The organism is Streptomyces composti, from assembly GCF_012034205.1.
Taxonomy (GTDB): domain Bacteria; phylum Actinomycetota; class Actinomycetes; order Streptomycetales; family Streptomycetaceae; genus Streptomyces; species Streptomyces composti.
The window spans coordinates 42,657-59,837 of sequence record NZ_JAATEM010000030.1; the positions used below are offsets into that span (position 1 = coordinate 42,657).

Consider the following 17,181-nt stretch of genomic DNA (forward strand, 5'->3'; position numbering starts at 1 on the left):
GTGACGTAGACGTTGGTTTCGCAACGTATGACGTTACGCAGGATATGCAGTTGTCGTAGTGCCTGTACTGACGCGAGTCACATTACCTCTCGCTCGCGGCGAGCTGACCACACGCCCCGTCGATCTCCTGGCCACGGGTGTCCCGGATGGTCACCGGCACACCGTGGGCGGCGATCGCCTCCACGAAGGCCTTCTCGTCCTCCGGCCGGGAGGCGGTCCACTTGGACCCCGGGGTCGGGTTCAGCGGGATGAGATTCACATGCACCGGCTTGCCCTTCAGCAGCCGTCCCAGCCGGTCCCCTCGCCACGCCTGATCATTGATGTCCCGGATCAGCGCGTACTCGATCGACAGCCGCCGCCCCGACTTGGCGCTGTACTCGAAGCCCGCGTCGAGCACCTCGCGCACCTTCCAGCGGGTGTTCACCGGGACCAGGGTGTCGCGCAGCTCGTCGTCCGGAGCGTGCAGCGAGATGGCGAGCCGGCACTTGAAGCCCTCGTCGGCGAACCGGTGGATGGCCGGTACCAGCCCCACCGTCGACACGGTGATCCCGCGCTGCGACAGCCCGAGCCCGTCCGGCTCCGGGTCGGTGAGCCGGCGGATGGCGCCGACGACCCGCTTGTAGTTGGCGAGCGGCTCGCCCATGCCCATGAACACGATGTTGCTGAGCCGCGCGGGCCCGCCCGGGACCTCGCCGTCCCGCAGCGCCCGCATCCCGTCGACGATCTGGTGCACGATCTCGGCCGTCGAGAGATTCCGGTCGAGCCCCGCCTGCCCCGTGGCGCAGAACGGGCAGTTCATGCCGCACCCGGCCTGCGAGCTGATGCACATGGTGACCCGGTCCGGGTAGCGCATCAGCACGGACTCCACCAGCGTCCCGTCGAACAGCTTCCACAGCGTCTTGCGGGTGGCGCCCTGGTCCGTCGACAGATGCCGCACCACGGTCATCAGCTCCGGCAGCAGCGCCTCGCGCAGCGGCTCACGGGACGCGGCCGGGATGTCCGTCCACTGCTCCGGATCATGCGCGTAGCGCGCGAAGTAGTGCTTCGACAGCTGCTTGGCACGGAACGGCTTCTCACCGACCGCGACAACCGCCTCCTTGCGCTCGGCGGGCGTGAGATCGGCAAGATGCCGCGGCGGCAGCTTCGCTCCGCGCGGCGCGACAAAGGTGAGTTCTCCGGGCTTAGGCATGGCCGTACCAGTGTCGCAGATCGACTCGGGTGACCTGCGGGCGTCGCCGCCTCGACTGCCGGTGGCGGTGACTTCAGCGACCGTGTACGGCCCAGGGCCCGCCCAGCCGATTGCCCCGCACCGAGGCCTACCCCCACGAATCTCCTGAATCGCCACACACTGCCAGTGCCGTGGGTCACACTGGGCGCCCGGAGGAACCGACGATGGGGACAGGTGAGCGACTCATACATCAACGCGCCCATCCGAGCGCGCATGCACACGACCACACTGCACAAGGCGACCTGGGTCGTCGCGGTCGCGCTGTCAGCCGGCCTCCTGGAGCCGCCCCTGTTCTTCGTCGCGGCCAAGAAGCGAGTCGTCAGCATGGCGACGCCCGCGGCCTGCGCGGCCGTCATCTACGGCTCGGCCGCCCTGGGATCGACGCTCGGCAACCCGAAGAACCGGAGCGGCGGCGTCCTCGCCATCACGATGATCACAGCCGCCGTGCACGCCGCCGTCCTCGACACCGACTGGAAGCCGGGCCGGTAGCTGCCCGCCGGACGATCTCGAGTCGCCGCAGCAGAGCCGAGTCCGCTTCCGCTTTGGGTTTCCAAGTCGGCAAGTCGTGGGTATGTTTCCGTCATGGAAAGTGATGCACTTGACCCGCGGGCGGCGCTGGAGCAGGTTCAGCGGGCCCGGAGCGGGATGAGCGTACGTGTGGGTTCGCCGTGGTGGCTGCACGTGGGGCTCGGCGTGCTTGTCGCTCAGCAGGTACTGGTGGGCGGACTGGGCGGCGGGAACTGGACGCTGCTGTCGTTCGCCGTGCTCGTCGCCGGCGCCGCGGTGCTGGTGGCGCTCGCCCGGCGCAGCACCGGTGTCACCGTCGCCGGCCCGCGCGGCCCCCGCAGCCGCCTGCTGATGGCGGCGCGGTTCGTGGCCGCGCTGGCGTGCATCTGGGGAGCCGGGCTCATCGGCGGTGAAGGCATCGCCGTGCTCGTCGCGATCGTGGCGCTGCCGCTCACGGCGCTGCTCGGAGCCGCGTACGACGCCGCACTGCGCCTCGACATCGCCGAAGGGCACCCTGCCGCATGACCGCCGAACCGAGATTCGACGAGGTCATCCACGCGCCCCACAGGCTGCGCATCTGTGCCGCGCTCGCGGCGGCCTCGGAGACCGAGTTCTCGGTGCTGCGCGAGCTGCTCGGGGTCTCCGACCCCGTCCTCAGCAAGCACCTGCGCACCTTGCAGGACGCCGGTTACGTCGCCCTCACCAAACCGACCGGCCGGGGCGGCCGCGTCCGCACCTGGGTCGGCCTCACCGGGAAGGGACGGCACGCTCTCCAGGCCCATGTCGCAGAGCTTCGCCGGCTCACGGACCACCTGCCCGCCGAGTCGTCCGGGCCATCCACGGCGCCGGGGTGACCGGCGCTCGTACGCGTTCGGAGACACAAAACGCACATCGGCTCGCACCGTGGCAGCCGCTGCCGGCTCGGGCGATCGCCGCCGCCGATCACTGATGTGCCACTAATCTGACGCGCCGTGTGCCCGCCCTCGGGAGGGCGCGCCAGTGATCCAGTGATCCACCAACGGCATTGCGGAGATGATGTGTTCGGCAAGCATGCACGACGAGCACTACACAGTGGCGTCCTCCTGCTCGCCCTCGCTCTGACAGCGGGCTGCGGCGGCGACGGTGAAGGCGACGGCGGCGGGGGGTCGTGGGCGCAGCCGGGCGGCGACGCGACGCAGGAAGGGACCTCGGGTGCGAAGCCCTCGGGCCCCCTCTACACCGACAAGACGGCGACACTCAGCAACGCCTGGGCCGTCAAGCGTGGTTGCCCGACGTCCGTCTACCTCGAGTTCAGGGACGACGGGCCGCACGTCACGGACTCCCCGGCGAAGGACCATCCGCAGGACGACGGAGGCACCTGGCCCTCGATCAGGTGGATCCCCCCGTGCAGCGCCCCGTCGAAGCCGGTGCTCTACTTCGACGACCCGGTCGCCAAGGTCTCCGGATCGCAGACCCCGTCGAGCTGCCGGGCCGACATCCGGAACGCGCTGGGCGACGGCTCCTGGCTGGACGCCTACAGCGGGCGCAACCTGGCGGCGGGCGACGAGTTCTGCACGGAATTCGAGGAGCACAGGCAGGTGGTCCACTTCCGGGTCACGAAGGTGTCCGGCACGCCGGCCCGCGAGATCGACTGGTCCGTCTCCGCGTGGCGCACCCCGGACGAGCCGGCGAAGAAGGAGTCCTACGACGAACCGGTCTACAAGGACCTGCCCCTCACCCTGAGCGAGGAGGCCTCGGAGGCGAACGACTGCGCGGTCGGGCACGCCAGCGTGTTCTCGAAGTCGCCGATCCTCAAGTACGTCAAGGGCTCGATGGCGGACGCGGACATCCTCTACTTCCCGGACTGCCTGAGCTCCCCGAAGATCCGCTTCGGGGAACGCACGACACCGGTGGACGGTGACGTGGGAGCGTCCGCCTGCGTGGACGCCGTCGCCAACGCGGCGGAGAACACGGGTGACCTGGAGCTGTCCGAGCTGAAGGCGGGGCAGCGGTACTGCTCCTTCAGCAGCGATCGGGACGCGGTCGCCCTGATCAAGGTGGTAGAGCTGACCACCGGGCCTTCCGCGTCGGTGAAGTTCTCGGTGACGAGCTGGAAGGTGCCCGAACCTCAGTAGCGGCCGGCCCGCGGGCTGGGGCGGTCGCCTGCGCGCGGCCGGCCGCGGGCAGGCGCCTGTGGCGCCGTTGCGGCGCCGTCTTCGGAAGTGGCCGCTCCAGCCCGCCTACACGATGTGAACGCGTTCGTAGTCGCCGCTCGGGCTGCGGAGCATGACGTCGTTCCCCTTCGCCATGCGCTCCTCCAGGAACGCATAGATCTGCACCGCCCTGTTGATCACGTCCGTCTTGGTGAGTCCCGTCGCGTCCACCAGCTTGCTGATCGCGTCCACCGCCGGCGGCACCAGCGTGACCGAGTACCGCTCATTGCCCTGCGGACGGCTCTTGACCGGGGTCATACGCACCTCCTCCCTGGTTGTCGCGCTCGGATCCCGGTGCCCTCTGCACCTGCCGCGAGCACGAAGACGACCACTACTGCATCCACTACTGCACCCATACTGCATCCATACTGCAACGAGTAGGTGCAAAAATGCACCTGGGATGCTACCGTCACCACACGCAGGCGTCGCCTGCGAAGACGTTCCGAGAGGAGCAGCCATGGTCAACGTCCGACCCCGCCCGGTGCCGGTCTAGGTAGGACGCCTGGACCAGGGCCCGGGCCGTGGAGCCGGCTGATTGCTGGGCAGGGCGCCCAGAAGCTGACGAGCCGGTTCCGACAGCGCCTTTGATGAGTACCCATGAGGTCTTCCCGTCCAGCAGCAGTGAGGAACCGAGCGCTGCTGCCTACGTCAAGATCACGACCACGCGCAATGGTCCGGCATTCGCCGCGTCCGTGCCGGCGAAGGAGGCGGGCCGGCTGCTGGAGACGAGTCACCTCGTGTTCAGCATCTCGGGAACGGTGATCGCACCCCCCGCCATGGCCAAGGCCGTGGAGGTGGCCGGCCTCGGAATGCCGTGGCAGATGACCGCCGCCCTGCTCGCCCTGGCAGCCGCGCTGCCACTCACCTGCTACCTGGCGGCCCTTCGCCGCCGAGTGTGACATCACCAGAGCCCGCCCTGTTCAGGGCGGGCTCTTCTTCGGTGCACGGACTCCTCACCAGGGCCGGCAATTCACCGGAGTGAGTGCTCACTCATTGACGGAGTGAGCACTCACTCCGTACTCTCGGCGCATCCAAGGAACAAGAGAGCACGCGACGCCGCCGCGCGCCCGCCATGTCGCCGGAGCAGCGTCGCGAGATGATCATCCGGACGGCCATCCCGCTGATCGCCGAGTACGGCGCCGCGGTGACCACCGCGAAGATCGCCCGTGCCGCGGGCATCGGAGAGGGCACGATCTTCCGGGTCTTCGCCGACAAGGACGAGTTGCTGCAGGCCTGTGTGTCCCAGGCGCTCTCCCCCGACGACGCGATCCGCGAGCTCGACGCGATCGACCCCGCCCTGCCCCTGGCCGAACGGCTCGCGGAGGCCGCCGAGGCGCTGCAGGCACACATGTCCCGCATGGGCGCGATCATCGGGTCGCTGGGCCATCACGGCGGCAAGCATCCGGGCACGATGCGCGGTGCGGGCCGCGAGGAGTCGGTGGCCCGCATCCGAGCGGCCCTGGTGGAGCTGCTCGAGCCCGACCGGGCGGCCCTGCGCCGGTCGCCCGAGCAGATCGCGGCCCTGTTCTTCGGTCTGCTGTTCGTCCAGCCGCGCGTGGAGGACAAGCCCGCTCTGGCCCCTCAGGAGCTGGCGGAGGTCTTCCTGCACGGGGCGCTGTCGGACCGCGGCAGGGCCGGGGACAAGGACGCCGACGAGGGCGACGGCGACGGCAGGGGAGGCAATCAGTGAGCGCGCGGAGGAGGCGTCGTCTCGGGGTGACTGCCCTGGCCGTCCTGGCCCCCCTTCTGGTGTGGGTGATAGCGGATCCGCTGGCGGGGCATTCGCTGCGGATCACGGACGGTGAGGAGACGCTCGACATCGGTGCCGTGCCGGTGGCGTTCGTGGGGCTGCTCGCGTCACTGCTGGGGTGGGGTCTGCTGGCCGTCCTGGAGCGGTTCACGGCTCGGCGGGCCCGGACCATCTGGACCGTGGTGGCAGGCGCCGTGCTGCTGTTGTCCTTCCTGCCGCTGACCGGCGGTGGCATGGACGGCGGCACCCGGTTCTCGCTGGCGGTCATGCATGTGGCGGTGGCCGCGGTGCTGATCCCGGGGTTCGCCGGCCGGTCCGCAGACTCCCGGGCAGGGAGGCGGGCCGGGTAACGGTCGGCTGCACGCGTGCGGCGACGGCGCGGACAGCACCGAGCCCCCGCCCCGAAGTCGCTTCGGGGCGGGGGCTCGGACGTGCGGGTTCAGACGGGCTGACGGGTCAGACGTGCCGCGGGTTCCGGCGTGCCGCGGGTTCAGCTGCCCACGAAGACCACCAGCAGGAGCCAGACGACCGGGGCCGTCGGCAGGAGGGAGTCGAGCCGGTCCATGATGCCGCCGTGGCCGGGCAGCAGGGTGCCCATGTCCTTGATGCCGAGGTCCCGCTTGATCATGGACTCGCCCAGGTCGCCCAGGGTGGCGCTGGCGGCGACCGCGAGGCCGAGCAGCAGGCCCTGCCACCAGGTGCCGTCGTCGATCAGGAACTGCAAGCACAGCGCACCCACGACCATCGCGAAGGCGACCGCGCCCAGCAGGCCCTCGCGGGTCTTTCCGGGGCTGATCCGCGGGGCGAGCTTGTGCTTGCCGAAGCGCCAGCCGACCGCGTAGGCGCCGGTGTCGCTGACCACGGTGAGCAGCAGGAAGGTCAGCACCCGCCAGGGACCGTCGTCCGCGGTGAGCATCATGGCGACGAAGGTGGCGAGGAACGGCACGTAGAACGCGGCGAACACGCCCGCGGTGACGTCCTTGAGGTAGCCCTCGGGCGGCTGCGTCATCCGCCAGACCAGCACGGCCAGCGCGGTGAGCGCCATGGCGATCCAGGCGCCCTCGGCGCCCCGGACGTATCCGGCGATCACCATGGCCGCGCCGCCGAGGGCGAGCGGCACCAGCGGCGCCTTGATGCCCTTGCGCTCCTCCAGCCGCTTGGTCAGCTCCCACAGGCCCACCACCACGGCCACGGCGATGACGCCGACGAAGACGGCCTTCACCACGAACAGCGACGCGACGATCACGGCGCCGAGACCGACGCCGACCCCTATCGCCGCGCCCAGGTCGCGCCCGGCGCTCTTCTTCTGCGGCTGGGGCGCCGGCTGCGGGGCGTCGGACATGGGCTCCGGATTCTGCGGCACCTCCCCGGTGCGGGAGCGCGCCTGCGTCGTCTCGTCTCGGAACAGGGGGCCGCTCAGCCGAGTGGCCCCCAGTTCCGCATCCTGGTCGTCGCCGTGCGCGGGCACGTCGTCCACGAAGGGCAGAGGGCGGGTCTGCTGCGCGTTGTGCGCATCGTACGCGGGACCCGCCGGGACAGCCCCCTGGGCGGGCCCCTGGTCGGACGGCCCCCAGTACCCGGGCTGCGGCGGCGTCCCCCAGGAAGAGTCGTTCATCAGACCTCGAGCAGCTCTGCTTCCTTGTGCTTCAGGAGCTCGTCCACCTGGGCGACGTACTTGTGGGTGGTGTCGTCCAGCTCCTTCTCCGCTCGGCGGCCCTCGTCCTCGCCGATCTCGCCGTCCTTGACCATCTTGTCGATGGCGTCCTTGGCCTTGCGGCGCACCGAGCGGATGGACACCTTGGCGTCCTCGCCCTTGGCCTTGGCGACCTTGATGTACTCGCGACGGCGCTCCTCGGTCAGCTCGGGGAACACCACCCGGATGATGTTGCCGTCGTTGCTCGGGTTGACGCCGAGGTCCGAGTCGCGGATCGCCTGCTCGATGTTGCGCAGCGCGCTCTTGTCGAAGGGCGTCACCACGGCCATGCGCGGCTCGGGCACGGAGAACGAGGCCAGCTGGTTGATCGGCGTCGGTGCACCGTAGTAGTCGGCCACGATCTTGTTGAACATCGCCGGGTGCGCACGACCGGTGCGGATCGCGGCGAAGTCCTCCTTGGCGACCACGACGGCCTTCTCCATCTTCTCCTCGGCCTCGAGGAGGGTCTCTTCGATCACCACTTGCTCCTGCGTGTCTTGAGTAGGCCCGGCTGCGGTTCCGTTGTCTCGGCGGCGGCCGGCTGCGTCGCGTCTTCTTTCTGCACGGTTCCCGACCGGCGGGCCATTGTCCACCCCCGGCCGGGGTGATCAGCCGCGGCTGACCTGGTCACCCACCAGCGTGCCGATCTTCTCACCCTTGACCGCGCGCGCGATATTGCCCTCCGCGAGCAGTTCGAAGACGACGATCGGGAGATTGTTGTCGCGGCACAGGGTGACCGCCGTGGCGTCGGCGACCTTCAGGTCGCGGGTGATGACCTCCCCGTAGCCGAGGTGGTCGAACTTGACCGCGTCGGGGTTGGTCTTCGGGTCGGAGTCGTACACCCCGTCCACGCCGTTCTTGCCCATGAGCAGCGCCTCGGCGTCGATCTCCAGGGCGCGCTGGGCGGCGGTGGTGTCGGTGGAGAAGTACGGCATGCCCATACCGGCGCCGAAGATGACCACGCGGCCCTTCTCCAGGTGCCGGACGGCACGCAGCGGGATGTAGGGCTCGGCGACCTGCCCCATGGTGATCGCGGTCTGCACCCGGCAGTCCACGCCCTCCTTCTCCAGGAAGTCCTGGAGGGCGAGGCAGTTCATCACGGTGCCGAGCATGCCCATGTAGTCGGAGCGGGCGCGGTCCATGCCGCGCACCTGGAGTTCGGCGCCGCGGAAGAAGTTCCCGCCGCCGATGACGATCGCGATCTGTGCGCCGTCGCGGACCACGGCAGCGATCTCGCGTGCGATGGCGTGCACCACGTCGGGGTCGACGCCCAGTCCCCCGCCACCGGAGAACGCCTCTCCGGACAGCTTCAGCAGAAACCGGCCGCGTACTTTGCCGTCGTCGCTCTTCTCAGCCTTGGTGGTCATGGTCGGATTCCGCCTCTTTCACGTGTTGCACATACAAGGAGGCCATTGCCGGTCAGGGTTTCGCATCCCGTGCGGCAATGGCCTCCTCGTCAGATCTGCTGTCGTCCCGCACGCGCAGGTGCGTGACGCCGTGTCCGGACGACTGCTGACGACCCTATCGGGGCCGAGCGTCCGTCGCGGTACGGACTCAGATGCCGACCTTGATGCGCGTGAAGCGCTTCAGGGTGACACCGGCCTCGTCCAGGACCTTCTGGACGGACTTCTTGTTGTCCAGCGCGTAGGGCTGGCCGAGCAGCGTGGCGTCCTTGAAGAAGCCGTTGAGGCGACCCTCGACGATCTTCGGCACGGCCGCCTCGGGCTTGCCCTCGGCGCGGGTGGTCTCCTCGGCGATGCGGCGCTCGGCCTCGACGACCTCGGCCGGCACGTCGTCCTTGGAGAGGTACTTCGGCGCGAACGCGGCGATGTGCTGGGCGACGCCCTTGGCGACCTCGGCGTTCGGCTTGTCGAACTCGACGAGCACACCGATCTGCGGCGGCAGGTCGGGCATGGTGCGGTGCATGTACGCGGTGACGTAGCCGTCGGAGAACTGCGCGAAGCGGTCCAGGACGATCTTCTCGCCGAGGTTGGCGTTGGCCTCGTCCACGAACGCCTGGACGGTCTTGCCGGGCTCGATCTCGGAGGCGAGCAGGGCCTCGATGTCGGCCGGGGAGGTCTTCGCCACGTGCTCCGCGATGGCCTTGGCGACGTTCTGGAACTTCTCGCCCTTGGCGACGAAGTCCGTCTCGCACTTCAGCTCGACGAGCACGCCGGAGGAGTTGTCGTCGGCGATGATCGAGACCACGGCGCCGTTCTCGGCGGAGCGGCCCTCGCGCTTGGCGACGCCCTTCTGGCCCTTGATGCGGAGCGCCTCGACGGCCTTCTCGATGTTGCCCTCGGCCTCGTCCAGCGCCTTCTTGCAGTCCATCATGCCGGCGCCGGTGAGCTCCCGGAGCTTCTTGACGTCGGCGGCGGTGTAGTTCGCCATGAGTCTGTGAGTCTTTCTCGAAGTCTGGAGGTTCGAGGCCTGCGGCGGTGGTGCGCTGCGCTGCGGTATGCAGTTCTGCGTTGGCGCCGCAGGCCTACGGGTGGACGGCGGGAGCGGACGTCACCGCGCCCGGGGGCGCTGTGGGCCGGTTCCGGCTCCCGCCGTCATCGCTGACGCTGACGGGAAGGTCAGGCCTTGTCGCCCTCGGCGGCCGGGGCGGCGGGGGCCTCGGCCGGCTTCTCGGCCGCGGCGGCGGCGTCGGCGGCCGGGGCGGCCTCGGCCTTCTTCTTCTCACCCTCGAGCAGGTCGCGCTCCCACTCGGCGAGCGGCTCGCCCGCGGCCTTCTCGCCCTTGCCCTCGGCGGCACCGCTGCGGGCGATGAGGCCCTCGGCGACGGCGTCGGCGATCACGCGGGTGAGCAGGGTGACGGAGCGGATCGCGTCGTCGTTGCCCGGGATCTTGTAGTCGACCTCGTCGGGGTCGCAGTTGGTGTCGAGGATGGCGACGACCGGGATGTTCAGCTTCCGGGCCTCGCCGACCGCGATGTGCTCCTTCTTGGTGTCCACGATCCAGACGGCGCTGGGCACCTTCTGCATCTCGCGGATACCACCGAGGGTCTTCTCCAGCTTGGCCTTCTCGCGGGAGAGGACCAGCAGCTCCTTCTTGGTGAGGCCAGAGGCGGCCACATCCTCGAAGTCGATCTGCTCGAGCTCCTTCAGGCGCTGCAGGCGCTTGTAGACGGTCGAGAAGTTGGTGAGCATGCCGCCCAGCCAGCGCTGGTTGACGTAGGGCATGCCGACGCGGGTGGCCTGCTCGGCGATGGCCTCCTGCGCCTGCTTCTTCGTACCCACGAACATGATCGTGCCGCCGTGGGCGACGGTCTCCTTGACGAACTCGTAGGCACGGTCGATGTACGACAGCGACTGGAGCAGGTCGATGATGTAGATGCCGTTGCGCTCCGTGAAGATGAAGCGCTTCATCTTCGGGTTCCAACGACGGGTCTGGTGACCGAAGTGGACGCCGCTCTCCAGCAGCTCCCGCATCGTGACGACGGCCATGGCCGTTTCTCCTTGGATTTCTCGGTTGTGCCGCGGGGGCCGGACGGCTCCCGCGCCTGACGCCCGCAACGCGCCGTGCCACGAGGGACCGAGGGGCGCTGACACCGGGGGACGGCCGTGACCGGACCGGATGTCGGGGCGTGCGAAGTCGACCCGGTGGCCCGGGTCGCCACCAGAAGTGTACGGGACCCGCGGGGCCCCGGGTGACGCCGTTGTCCACAAGCCGCCGCCTGTCCACAGGTCCACGCCATGATCGGGCGTTCCGGCGACGCTGGCGGCATGCGGATGAGGCGATCGAGGCGATGTGCGAGAGCGGCGGTCCGGTCGGCCGTCCTGGCGGCTCTGACCTGCGTGCTGCTCCTGTCCCCTCCCCCGGCCCGGCTGCTCGCGGCGGGGACCGGGGGCGGCGCGGGTGCGGGGGCGGGGGACGCGGCGGGGGCGCCGGCCTCGCCGAAGACGGCGGACGCGGCGGGGGCACGGGCCTCGCCGGAAGCGCCGGACGCGGCAGGAGCGGACGTGCCCGCGATCGGGCGGGCGTGGCCGGTGGGGACGGGCCCCGCGGTGCTGCGCGGCTGGGAACCACCGGCCACGCCCTACGGCCGGGGCCACCGCGGTGTCGACCTGGCCGCGCCCGCGGGGACGCCGGTCCGGGCGGTCGCGGCGGGCCGGGTGTTCTTCGCGGGCCGGGTGGCCGGAAAGGGCGTGCTCTCGGTGGAGCTGTCCGGCACCGGCGATCCCCCGCTGCGGACGACCTACGAGCCGGTGGGGGCGTCGGTCCGCGAGGGCGACGAGGTGACCGCGGGTGAGGTGATCGGCGTGGTGGAGCCCGGCGGCTCACACTGCAGGGCGCCCTGCCTCCACTGGGGCCTGCGCAGAGCCGGCACCTACCTGAACCCGCTCGCCCTCCTGCCGCCGTGGCTGCTCCACCGGGGACCGTCGAGACTGCTGCCGGTCCTGGGGGTGCCGCTCCCGGACGGTCCGGCGTGAGCCGGGGCCGGACGGCGGTCAGCCGCCGACGCCACGGAGGGCCATGGAGACCGCCGCCTCGGTGACGGCCCCGGGGTCCTCCACGCCGAGTTCGATGCGGCGGACGGCCGAGTCGACGATGCCCTGGAGCAGCATGGCCGCCAGGCGGGGCTGGTCGTGGTTCAGCTCGGCGAGGGCGTCGACGATCATGGCGATCAGGCCGCCGTGGGCCGCGCGGATCTTCTCCCGGGCGCCCGCGTCCAGCTCGCCGGCGGAGATGGCCACGACGGCGCGGTGCCTGCGGTCCCCGACCAGCGCGAGCTGGGTGCGGACATAGGCCTCGATCTTGGCCTCGGGGCCGTCCACCGCGGCCATCGCCGCCTCGACCTCGGCCGCCCAGACCGGGAAGTCGACCGCGCACAGCTCTTCGACGACCGCCGCCCGCGACCGGAAGTACTCGTAGACCGAGGAGCGCGCGAGGCCCGTGCGTTCGGCGAGGGCCGGGAAGGTCAGCGCCTCCGTACCGCCCTCGGACAGCAGGGAGCGTGCCGCGTCCAGCAGGGCGGCACGCTGCATCGACCGGTGCTCGGCCACGGAGGCCGCTCGAATCCTTGGCACGTCGACCACTGTACGGACGCGCCCCGCACGGCGGGAGTCACTCGGGCGGAACCACGAGGTCGACTCCGTGCCCGGTCAGCGGCCGAAGCTCGCCAGCTTGGCCCGCAGCTGGAGCACGGACTTGGTGTGGATCTGGCTGACCCGGCTCTCGGTCACACCCAGCACGTTGCCGATCTCGGCCAGGGTGAGCCCCTCGTAGTAGTACAGGGTCACCACGGTCTTCTCCCGCTCGGGGAGCGTGTTGATGGCCCGCGCCAGGAAGCGCCGCAGCTCGCGGTCCTCGGCCACCTCCACCGGGTTGTCGGCGGCGGTGTCCTCGAGGGTGTCCATCAGGCTGAGCCGGTCGCCGCTCTCCCCGCCGGCGTGCAGCAGCTCCTCCAGGGCGACGACGTTGGCGAGCGACAACTGGCTGAAGACGGCGTGCAGTTCGTCCACGGGGATGCCCAGCTCGCGGGCGACCTCGCTCTCCGTGGGGGTGCGCCTGAGCCGTGCCTCCAGGGTGGCGTAGGCCCGCTCCACATTGCGGGCCTTCTGCCGCACCGAGCGCGGGATCCAGTCCAGCGCCCGCAGCTCGTCGATCATCGCGCCCCGGATCCGGGTGATCGCGTAGGTCTCGAACTTGATCTCCCGGTCGACGTCGAACTTCTCGATCGCGTCGATCAGCCCGAACACCCCGGAGGAGACGAAGTCCGCCTGGTCCACATTGGGCGGCAGCCCCACGCTGACGCGGCCGGCGACGTACTTCACCAGCGGCGAGTAGTGCAGGATCAGCTGCTCGCGCAGCCTCTCGTCCCCCGTCTCCTTGTACGACCGCCACAGTTCGTCGAGCGTCGAGGGGGCGGGCGGCCGCACGCTGCCACCGTCACGGGCGGCTGGGGGGATCGCCGCCCGGTCGGACCCGGAGGTGTGCTGGGGCATTCGTCGCCTTGTGCCGTTCTGCTGCGGAGTGCTGCTGCCTGGGTGAGCTGTCTGTCTGATGTCGAGTTGCCTGTTCGTGTCGGGATCCTCGTGAGCGTAGCGTGACTAAGGCGTCGCGGTGCGCGAACAACGAGGGCGGGAGCGTGCGCAGATACGTTCCGAGGGCCGTCCCGCCGGGGCACATCCGTCGCTCTGCGTGATCACCCTGATGCCCCAACTGGCTTATTTTCCCAGGCGTGTCGCGGTTCCCCCGGACGGCCGAACACGCTCCGTCAGCACTCGCGAGCATCGGCCCGGATCGAGATCTTCGCCTGGCGTGTCAACTTCCAGCCGTCGTCGTGTCGTTCGACGTAACCAAGTGCTCGTAGTTCGTACAGCCTCGCGACGGCGTCGTCCCGGCTGGTCTGGGCGCCGCGGGCGATGTCGGCGACGGAGGCCGGGGCGCGGGCCGGCAGGGCGGCGAGCACCTGGCGGGTGGCGGCCGGGAGCAGGTCCCGCGGCAGCACGGGACCGTGCCGCTCGGGGGCGAGTTCGCCGATGCCGCCGACCAGCTCGACGATCTCCGCGGCGTCGGTGACCAGCACGGCGTCCTGTCTGAGCAGCTCGTGCACTCCGGCGGACAAGGCGCTGGTGGCCGGACCCGGTACTCCCATCGTGTGACGTGCGAGGCGCCGTGCTGCCCGGGCGGTGACCAGGGCTCCGCTGCGGTGGGCCGCCTCGACGACGACGGTGCCGCGGGTGAGGGCGGCGATCACGCGGTTGCGGAGGATGAACCGGCCGGGGGTCGGATGGTCCCCCGGCGGCAGTTCGCCGACGACGAGGCCCTGGCCGGCGATCCGGTCGATCAGGGCGGTGTGTCCGCGCGGGTAGGGCCGGTCGATGCCGCAGGCGAGCACCGCGATGGTGGCGCCGTGCGCGCCGAGGGCACCGCGGTGGGCGGCGCCGTCGATGCCGTAGGCGCCGCCGGAGACCACGACCCAGCCGCGTTCGGCGAGGCCGGCGGCGAGCGTGGCGGCCATGTGGGCGCCGTACTCGGTGCAGGCGCGGGCGCCGACGACGGCGACGGAGCGCAGCGCCCACATCCGCAGGTCGGCAGGACCGCGCACCCACAGGCCGAGCGGCCGGGCGTCGCCGAGGTCGTCGAGCTGGCGGGGCCACTCGGCGGCGCCGGGCGGCACGAACCGCATCCCCGCCTCGTCCGCCGCGGCGAGATCCCGGTCCGGTGCGGCCCGCTCGGCCCGGGCCCGCAGCCCCTCCCACCGTCTGCCGCTGACGCCGGGCAGGAGCGGGCCGTGGCCCCGCAGCCGGGCCGCGGTCTCGGGCGCCCCGAGTTCGCGCACCCACTGCCCGGCGGTGGCGTCCCCCGGTTCGACGACGCGGGTGAGGAAGACGCGGGCGCGCAGCTCGTCGAGGCGCTCGGCGGGGCTCATGCCGTGGCCCCGATGGCCATGGGCACGCCCCTGGGGACTCCGGTGCGCAGCTGCAGGGCCAGGGCGACGTCGGTGGCGTCGGGCCGGTCGTGGCCGGTCAGGTCGGCGACGGTCCAGGCGACCCGCAGGACCCGGTCGATGCCGCGTGCGGTGAGCATTCCGCGCTCCAGGCTCCGCTCGGCCTCCTCCATGGCGCCGGGGGCGGCGTGGAAGCGGCTGCGCAGCTCGCGTCCGGGAATCTCGCTGTTGGTGCGCCACGGGGTTCCGGCGAGGCGTGCGGCGGCGCGTTCCCGGGCGGCCCGCACCCGGGCGGCGACCTGGGCGGTGGACTCGCCGCGGGCGCCGGTCGCGGCGAGCTCGGAGCGGGTGACGCGGTCGACCTCCACGCGCAGGTCCACCCGGTCGAGGAGCGGACCGGAGAGCCTGGCCTGGTAGCGGCGGATCGCGGAGGGCGGGCACTCGCACTGGTCGTCCTTGAGCGAGAAGCGCCCGCACGGGCAGGGGTTGGCGGCCAGCACCATCAGGAACTTCGCCGGGAAGCGGACGACTCCGGCGCTGCGCGCGATGACGACGTGCCCGGCCTCCAGGGGCTGGCGGAGGGCGTCCAGGGCATGGCTGCTGAATTCGGGAGTCTCGTCCAGGAAGAGTACGCCGCGGTGGGACAGCGCGACCGCGCCCGGCCTGGCGACTCCGGGGCCGCCGCCCACGAGGGCCTGCATGGTGGCCGAGTGGTGCGGCGCGCAGTAGGGCGGCACGTCGATCAGGGGTTTGCCCGGTGGGAGCAGGCCCGCCACCGAGTGGACGGCGGTGACCTCCAGGGCCTCCTGGCGGCCGAGCCGGGGGAGGATCGCGGGCAGCCGCTCGGCCAGCATCGTCTTGCCCGCACCCGGCGGGCCCTCCAGGAACAGGTGGTGGCCTCCGGCGGCGGCCACCTCCACGGCCGTGCGGGCCGAGGTCTGGCCGACGACGTCGGCGAGGTCGTGGCCGTGCTCGTGCTGGGCGGCGCCGACGGTGTGCATGCCGGTGGCGGCACCGGTGCCGGGGACGCGGAGCCCGGCGAGGAGCGGGTCGGGCCTGCCGTGCTCGGGCTGCTCCTCCTCGGGGACGGGCTCGTCGGCGAGCACCGCGATCAGCTGGCGCAGGCTGCGGATGCCGAGGACCGAGATCCCCGGCACCAGGGAGGCTTCCGCCGCCGCGCACTCGGGCACGACGACCTGTTCGTAGCCGGCGTCGGCGGCGGCGAGCACGGCCGGTAGTACGCCCCGGACGGGCCTGACCCGGCCGTCCAGGCCGAGCTCGCCGATCATCACGATGTCGGCGAGGACCCGGGGGTCGATCCGCTCGGCGGCCCCGAGGACCGCAGCGGCGACCGCGAGGTCGAAGCCGCTGCCGCTCTTCGGCACGGACGCGGGGCTCAGGCCCACGGTGAGCTTCTTCTGCGGCCAGAGGACTCCGGAGTTCACCACGGCGGCGCGGACCCGGTCCTTGCTCTCGGTCAGGCTCTTGTCGGGCAGGCCGACCAGGGTGAAGGCCGCGACGCCCGGTTCCAGGCCGGCCTGGACCTCCACGACGACGCCCTCCACGCCCACCAGGGCGACCGAGCAGGTGCGGGCGAATGCCATGTCAGGCCACCCCCCGCACGTGCTCGACGCGCGGCGCGCCGCGGGCCGGGAGCTGGATGCCGACCAGGTCGATGCGGACGCCGCCCGGTGGGGCTCCGCCGTGCTGCTGGAGCCAGCGCTGCGCGAGGTCGCGCAGGCGGGTCGCCTTGGCGGGTGTGATGGCCTCCATCGGGTGCTGGAAGGGGCCGGTCCTGCGGGTCTTCACCTCGCAGACGACCAGGACGTCCCCGTCCCTGGCCACGAGGTCGATCTCGCCGGTCCGGCCGCAGCGCCAGTTGCGCTCCAGGACCGTCATCCCGGCCTGCGTCAGCCTGCGTGCGGCCAGGGTCTCGCCGTACCTGCCGAGTGCCCTGCGGGTCTGCTGTGCGTTCATGTCGGCACCACCTCTCGGCGCCAACGGTCACGCACTCACCGCCGCCGAGTGGATCTTGGTGCGTTACTCGGCGGTTGTGGACAACTCCGTCACCCTCCGGGCTGACCCCTTCAGCCGCTGGGCAGCTCCAGATCGCTCTTGTTGAGCTCTTCGATGTTCACGTCCTTGAACGTCAGTACGCGCACCTGCTTGACGAAGCGGGCGGGCCGGTACATGTCCCACACCCACGCGTCCGCCATGGAGACCTCGAAGAAGACCTCACCCTGGACCGAGTGCACCTGCATCTCGTAGTCGTTGGTCAGATAGAAGCGCCGCTCGGTCTCGATCACGTATTTGAACAGACCGACGACATCGCGGTACTCCCGGTAGAGCTTGAGCTCCATCTCGGTCTCGTACTTCTCGAGGTCCTCGGCGCTCATGGCATGTTCCCCTTCA

The 17,181-nt window shown here is 71.0% G+C and carries 21 protein-coding genes; 8 read left to right on the top strand and 13 right to left on the bottom strand.

Annotated features, from left to right (window positions below; all coding sequences use genetic code 11):
* Positions 1 to 82: 82 nt before the first annotated feature.
* Positions 83 to 1,189 (bottom strand): dual-specificity RNA methyltransferase RlmN, encoded by a 1,107-nt coding sequence (gene rlmN, locus HCJ93_RS23135; RefSeq protein WP_167997720.1) that lies wholly within the window; start codon positions 1,187 to 1,189, stop codon positions 83 to 85.
* Positions 1,190 to 1,441: 252 nt separating this feature from the next.
* On the opposite strand from rlmN, the gene HCJ93_RS23140 reads away from it, so the two are divergent.
* The 4 genes from HCJ93_RS23140 (at position 1,442) to HCJ93_RS23155 (ending at position 3,849) form a co-directional block, all read left to right on the top strand.
* The gene (locus HCJ93_RS23140; RefSeq protein WP_206317838.1) at positions 1,442 to 1,717 is read left to right on the top strand and encodes a hypothetical protein; all 276 of its coding nucleotides are present in this window, start codon (positions 1,442 to 1,444) and stop codon (positions 1,715 to 1,717) included.
* Positions 1,718 to 1,873: 156 nt separating this feature from the next.
* Complete coding sequence (locus HCJ93_RS23145) at positions 1,874 to 2,260, top strand: hypothetical protein (RefSeq protein ID WP_167997722.1); 387 nt, start codon at positions 1,874 to 1,876, stop codon at positions 2,258 to 2,260.
* Positions 2,257 to 2,589, top strand: coding sequence for a transcriptional regulator (locus tag HCJ93_RS23150; protein ID WP_167997723.1), 333 nt, complete (start codon positions 2,257 to 2,259; stop codon positions 2,587 to 2,589). Before HCJ93_RS23145 ends, HCJ93_RS23150 begins: the two co-directional genes overlap by 4 nt.
* A 183-nt stretch (positions 2,590 to 2,772) precedes the next feature.
* The gene (locus HCJ93_RS23155; protein ID WP_167997724.1) at positions 2,773 to 3,849 is read left to right on the top strand and encodes a hypothetical protein; all 1,077 of its coding nucleotides are present in this window, start codon (positions 2,773 to 2,775) and stop codon (positions 3,847 to 3,849) included.
* A gap of 105 nt (positions 3,850 to 3,954) precedes the next feature.
* On the opposite strand, the gene HCJ93_RS23160 is transcribed toward HCJ93_RS23155, so the two are convergent.
* Positions 3,955 to 4,185, bottom strand: a complete 231-nt coding sequence (locus tag HCJ93_RS23160) for a hypothetical protein (RefSeq protein WP_167997725.1) — start codon at positions 4,183 to 4,185, stop codon at positions 3,955 to 3,957.
* Between the two features lie 329 nt (positions 4,186 to 4,514).
* Here HCJ93_RS23160 and HCJ93_RS23165 point away from each other — a divergent pair, with 329 nt between their 5' ends.
* The 3 genes from HCJ93_RS23165 (at position 4,515) to HCJ93_RS23175 (ending at position 6,027) form a co-directional block, all read left to right on the top strand.
* Positions 4,515 to 4,826 (top strand): hypothetical protein, encoded by a 312-nt coding sequence (locus tag HCJ93_RS23165; protein WP_167997726.1) that lies wholly within the window; start codon positions 4,515 to 4,517, stop codon positions 4,824 to 4,826.
* 197 nt (positions 4,827 to 5,023) lie between these two features.
* Positions 5,024 to 5,617 carry a TetR/AcrR family transcriptional regulator gene (locus HCJ93_RS23170; RefSeq protein WP_240967774.1) on the top strand — a complete coding sequence of 198 codons (594 nt, stop codon included), beginning with the start codon at positions 5,024 to 5,026 and terminating at the stop codon, positions 5,615 to 5,617.
* A gap of 26 nt (positions 5,618 to 5,643) precedes the next feature.
* A complete protein-coding gene (locus tag HCJ93_RS23175) occupies positions 5,644 to 6,027 on the top strand; it encodes a DUF6069 family protein (protein WP_309141487.1) in 384 nt (127 codons plus the stop codon).
* 140 nt (positions 6,028 to 6,167) lie between these two features.
* Here the strand turns inward: HCJ93_RS23175 and HCJ93_RS23180 are convergent, their stop codons facing one another.
* From HCJ93_RS23180 to rpsB, 5 genes are all read right to left on the bottom strand, one after another.
* Positions 6,168 to 7,292, bottom strand: a complete 1,125-nt coding sequence (locus HCJ93_RS23180; protein ID WP_167997728.1) for a phosphatidate cytidylyltransferase — start codon at positions 7,290 to 7,292, stop codon at positions 6,168 to 6,170.
* Positions 7,292 to 7,849 carry a ribosome recycling factor gene (gene frr, locus HCJ93_RS23185; RefSeq protein ID WP_167997729.1) on the bottom strand — a complete coding sequence of 186 codons (558 nt, stop codon included), beginning with the start codon at positions 7,847 to 7,849 and terminating at the stop codon, positions 7,292 to 7,294. Before frr ends, HCJ93_RS23180 begins: the two co-directional genes overlap by 1 nt.
* A gap of 129 nt (positions 7,850 to 7,978) precedes the next feature.
* Positions 7,979 to 8,737, bottom strand: coding sequence for a UMP kinase (pyrH, locus tag HCJ93_RS23190; RefSeq protein ID WP_167997730.1), 759 nt, complete (start codon positions 8,735 to 8,737; stop codon positions 7,979 to 7,981).
* Between the two features lie 187 nt (positions 8,738 to 8,924).
* Positions 8,925 to 9,761 (bottom strand): translation elongation factor Ts, encoded by an 837-nt coding sequence (gene tsf / locus HCJ93_RS23195; protein ID WP_167997731.1) that lies wholly within the window; start codon positions 9,759 to 9,761, stop codon positions 8,925 to 8,927.
* 188 nt (positions 9,762 to 9,949) lie between these two features.
* Complete coding sequence (gene rpsB, locus HCJ93_RS23200) at positions 9,950 to 10,819, bottom strand: 30S ribosomal protein S2 (protein ID WP_167997732.1); 870 nt, start codon at positions 10,817 to 10,819, stop codon at positions 9,950 to 9,952.
* A 285-nt stretch (positions 10,820 to 11,104) separates the two neighbouring features.
* Here rpsB and HCJ93_RS23205 point away from each other — a divergent pair, with 285 nt between their 5' ends.
* On the top strand, positions 11,105 to 11,806 hold the full coding sequence (locus tag HCJ93_RS23205) for a murein hydrolase activator EnvC family protein (RefSeq protein WP_240967786.1): 702 nt from the start codon (positions 11,105 to 11,107) through the stop codon (positions 11,804 to 11,806).
* 18 nt (positions 11,807 to 11,824) lie between these two features.
* Here HCJ93_RS23205 and HCJ93_RS23210 read toward each other — a convergent pair whose 3' ends face one another.
* The 6 genes from HCJ93_RS23210 to HCJ93_RS23235 form a co-directional block, all read right to left on the bottom strand.
* Complete coding sequence (locus HCJ93_RS23210; RefSeq protein WP_167997766.1) at positions 11,825 to 12,379, bottom strand: TetR/AcrR family transcriptional regulator; 555 nt, start codon at positions 12,377 to 12,379, stop codon at positions 11,825 to 11,827.
* Between the two features lie 99 nt (positions 12,380 to 12,478).
* Positions 12,479 to 13,321 (bottom strand): RNA polymerase sigma factor WhiG, encoded by an 843-nt coding sequence (gene whiG, locus HCJ93_RS23215; protein WP_167997733.1) that lies wholly within the window; start codon positions 13,319 to 13,321, stop codon positions 12,479 to 12,481.
* Between the two features lie 272 nt (positions 13,322 to 13,593).
* Complete coding sequence (dprA, locus tag HCJ93_RS23220; RefSeq protein ID WP_167997734.1) at positions 13,594 to 14,751, bottom strand: DNA-processing protein DprA; 1,158 nt, start codon at positions 14,749 to 14,751, stop codon at positions 13,594 to 13,596.
* Entirely contained in the window at positions 14,748 to 16,373 is a 1,626-nt protein-coding gene (locus tag HCJ93_RS23225) for a YifB family Mg chelatase-like AAA ATPase (protein ID WP_167997735.1), read from the bottom strand. Before HCJ93_RS23225 ends, dprA begins: the two co-directional genes overlap by 4 nt.
* Before the next feature lies 1 nt (position 16,374).
* Entirely contained in the window at positions 16,375 to 16,746 is a 372-nt protein-coding gene (locus HCJ93_RS23230; RefSeq protein WP_167997736.1) for a YraN family protein, read from the bottom strand.
* 110 nt (positions 16,747 to 16,856) lie between these two features.
* Positions 16,857 to 17,165, bottom strand: coding sequence for a DUF2469 domain-containing protein (locus HCJ93_RS23235; RefSeq protein WP_003993268.1), 309 nt, complete (start codon positions 17,163 to 17,165; stop codon positions 16,857 to 16,859).
* Between the last annotated feature and the right edge of the window lie 16 nt (positions 17,166 to 17,181).

Bases quoted from the DNA above. Each gene is read 5' to 3' on its own strand.
- rlmN (WP_167997720.1), bottom strand. From the start codon at position 1,189: ATGCCTAAGCCCGGAGAACTCACCTTTGTCGCGCCGCGCGGAGCGAAG.
- HCJ93_RS23140 (WP_206317838.1), top strand. From the start codon at position 1,442: ATGCACACGACCACACTGCACAAGGCGACCTGGGTCGTCGCGGTCGCG.
- HCJ93_RS23145 (WP_167997722.1), top strand. From the start codon at position 1,874: ATGAGCGTACGTGTGGGTTCGCCGTGGTGGCTGCACGTGGGGCTCGGC.
- HCJ93_RS23150 (WP_167997723.1), top strand. From the start codon at position 2,257: ATGACCGCCGAACCGAGATTCGACGAGGTCATCCACGCGCCCCACAGG.
- HCJ93_RS23160 (WP_167997725.1), bottom strand. From the start codon at position 4,185: ATGACCCCGGTCAAGAGCCGTCCGCAGGGCAATGAGCGGTACTCGGTC.
- HCJ93_RS23165 (WP_167997726.1), top strand. From the start codon at position 4,515: ATGAGTACCCATGAGGTCTTCCCGTCCAGCAGCAGTGAGGAACCGAGC.
- HCJ93_RS23170 (WP_240967774.1), top strand. From the start codon at position 5,024: ATGATCATCCGGACGGCCATCCCGCTGATCGCCGAGTACGGCGCCGCG.
- HCJ93_RS23180 (WP_167997728.1), bottom strand. From the start codon at position 7,292: ATGAACGACTCTTCCTGGGGGACGCCGCCGCAGCCCGGGTACTGGGGG.
- pyrH (WP_167997730.1), bottom strand. From the start codon at position 8,737: ATGACCACCAAGGCTGAGAAGAGCGACGACGGCAAAGTACGCGGCCGG.
- tsf (WP_167997731.1), bottom strand. From the start codon at position 9,761: ATGGCGAACTACACCGCCGCCGACGTCAAGAAGCTCCGGGAGCTCACC.
- rpsB (WP_167997732.1), bottom strand. From the start codon at position 10,819: ATGGCCGTCGTCACGATGCGGGAGCTGCTGGAGAGCGGCGTCCACTTC.
- HCJ93_RS23205 (WP_240967786.1), top strand. From the start codon at position 11,105: ATGAGGCGATCGAGGCGATGTGCGAGAGCGGCGGTCCGGTCGGCCGTC.
- whiG (WP_167997733.1), bottom strand. From the start codon at position 13,321: ATGCCCCAGCACACCTCCGGGTCCGACCGGGCGGCGATCCCCCCAGCC.
- dprA (WP_167997734.1), bottom strand. From the start codon at position 14,751: ATGAGCCCCGCCGAGCGCCTCGACGAGCTGCGCGCCCGCGTCTTCCTC.
- HCJ93_RS23225 (WP_167997735.1), bottom strand. From the start codon at position 16,373: ATGGCATTCGCCCGCACCTGCTCGGTCGCCCTGGTGGGCGTGGAGGGC.
- HCJ93_RS23230 (WP_167997736.1), bottom strand. From the start codon at position 16,746: ATGAACGCACAGCAGACCCGCAGGGCACTCGGCAGGTACGGCGAGACC.
- HCJ93_RS23235 (WP_003993268.1), bottom strand. From the start codon at position 17,165: ATGAGCGCCGAGGACCTCGAGAAGTACGAGACCGAGATGGAGCTCAAG.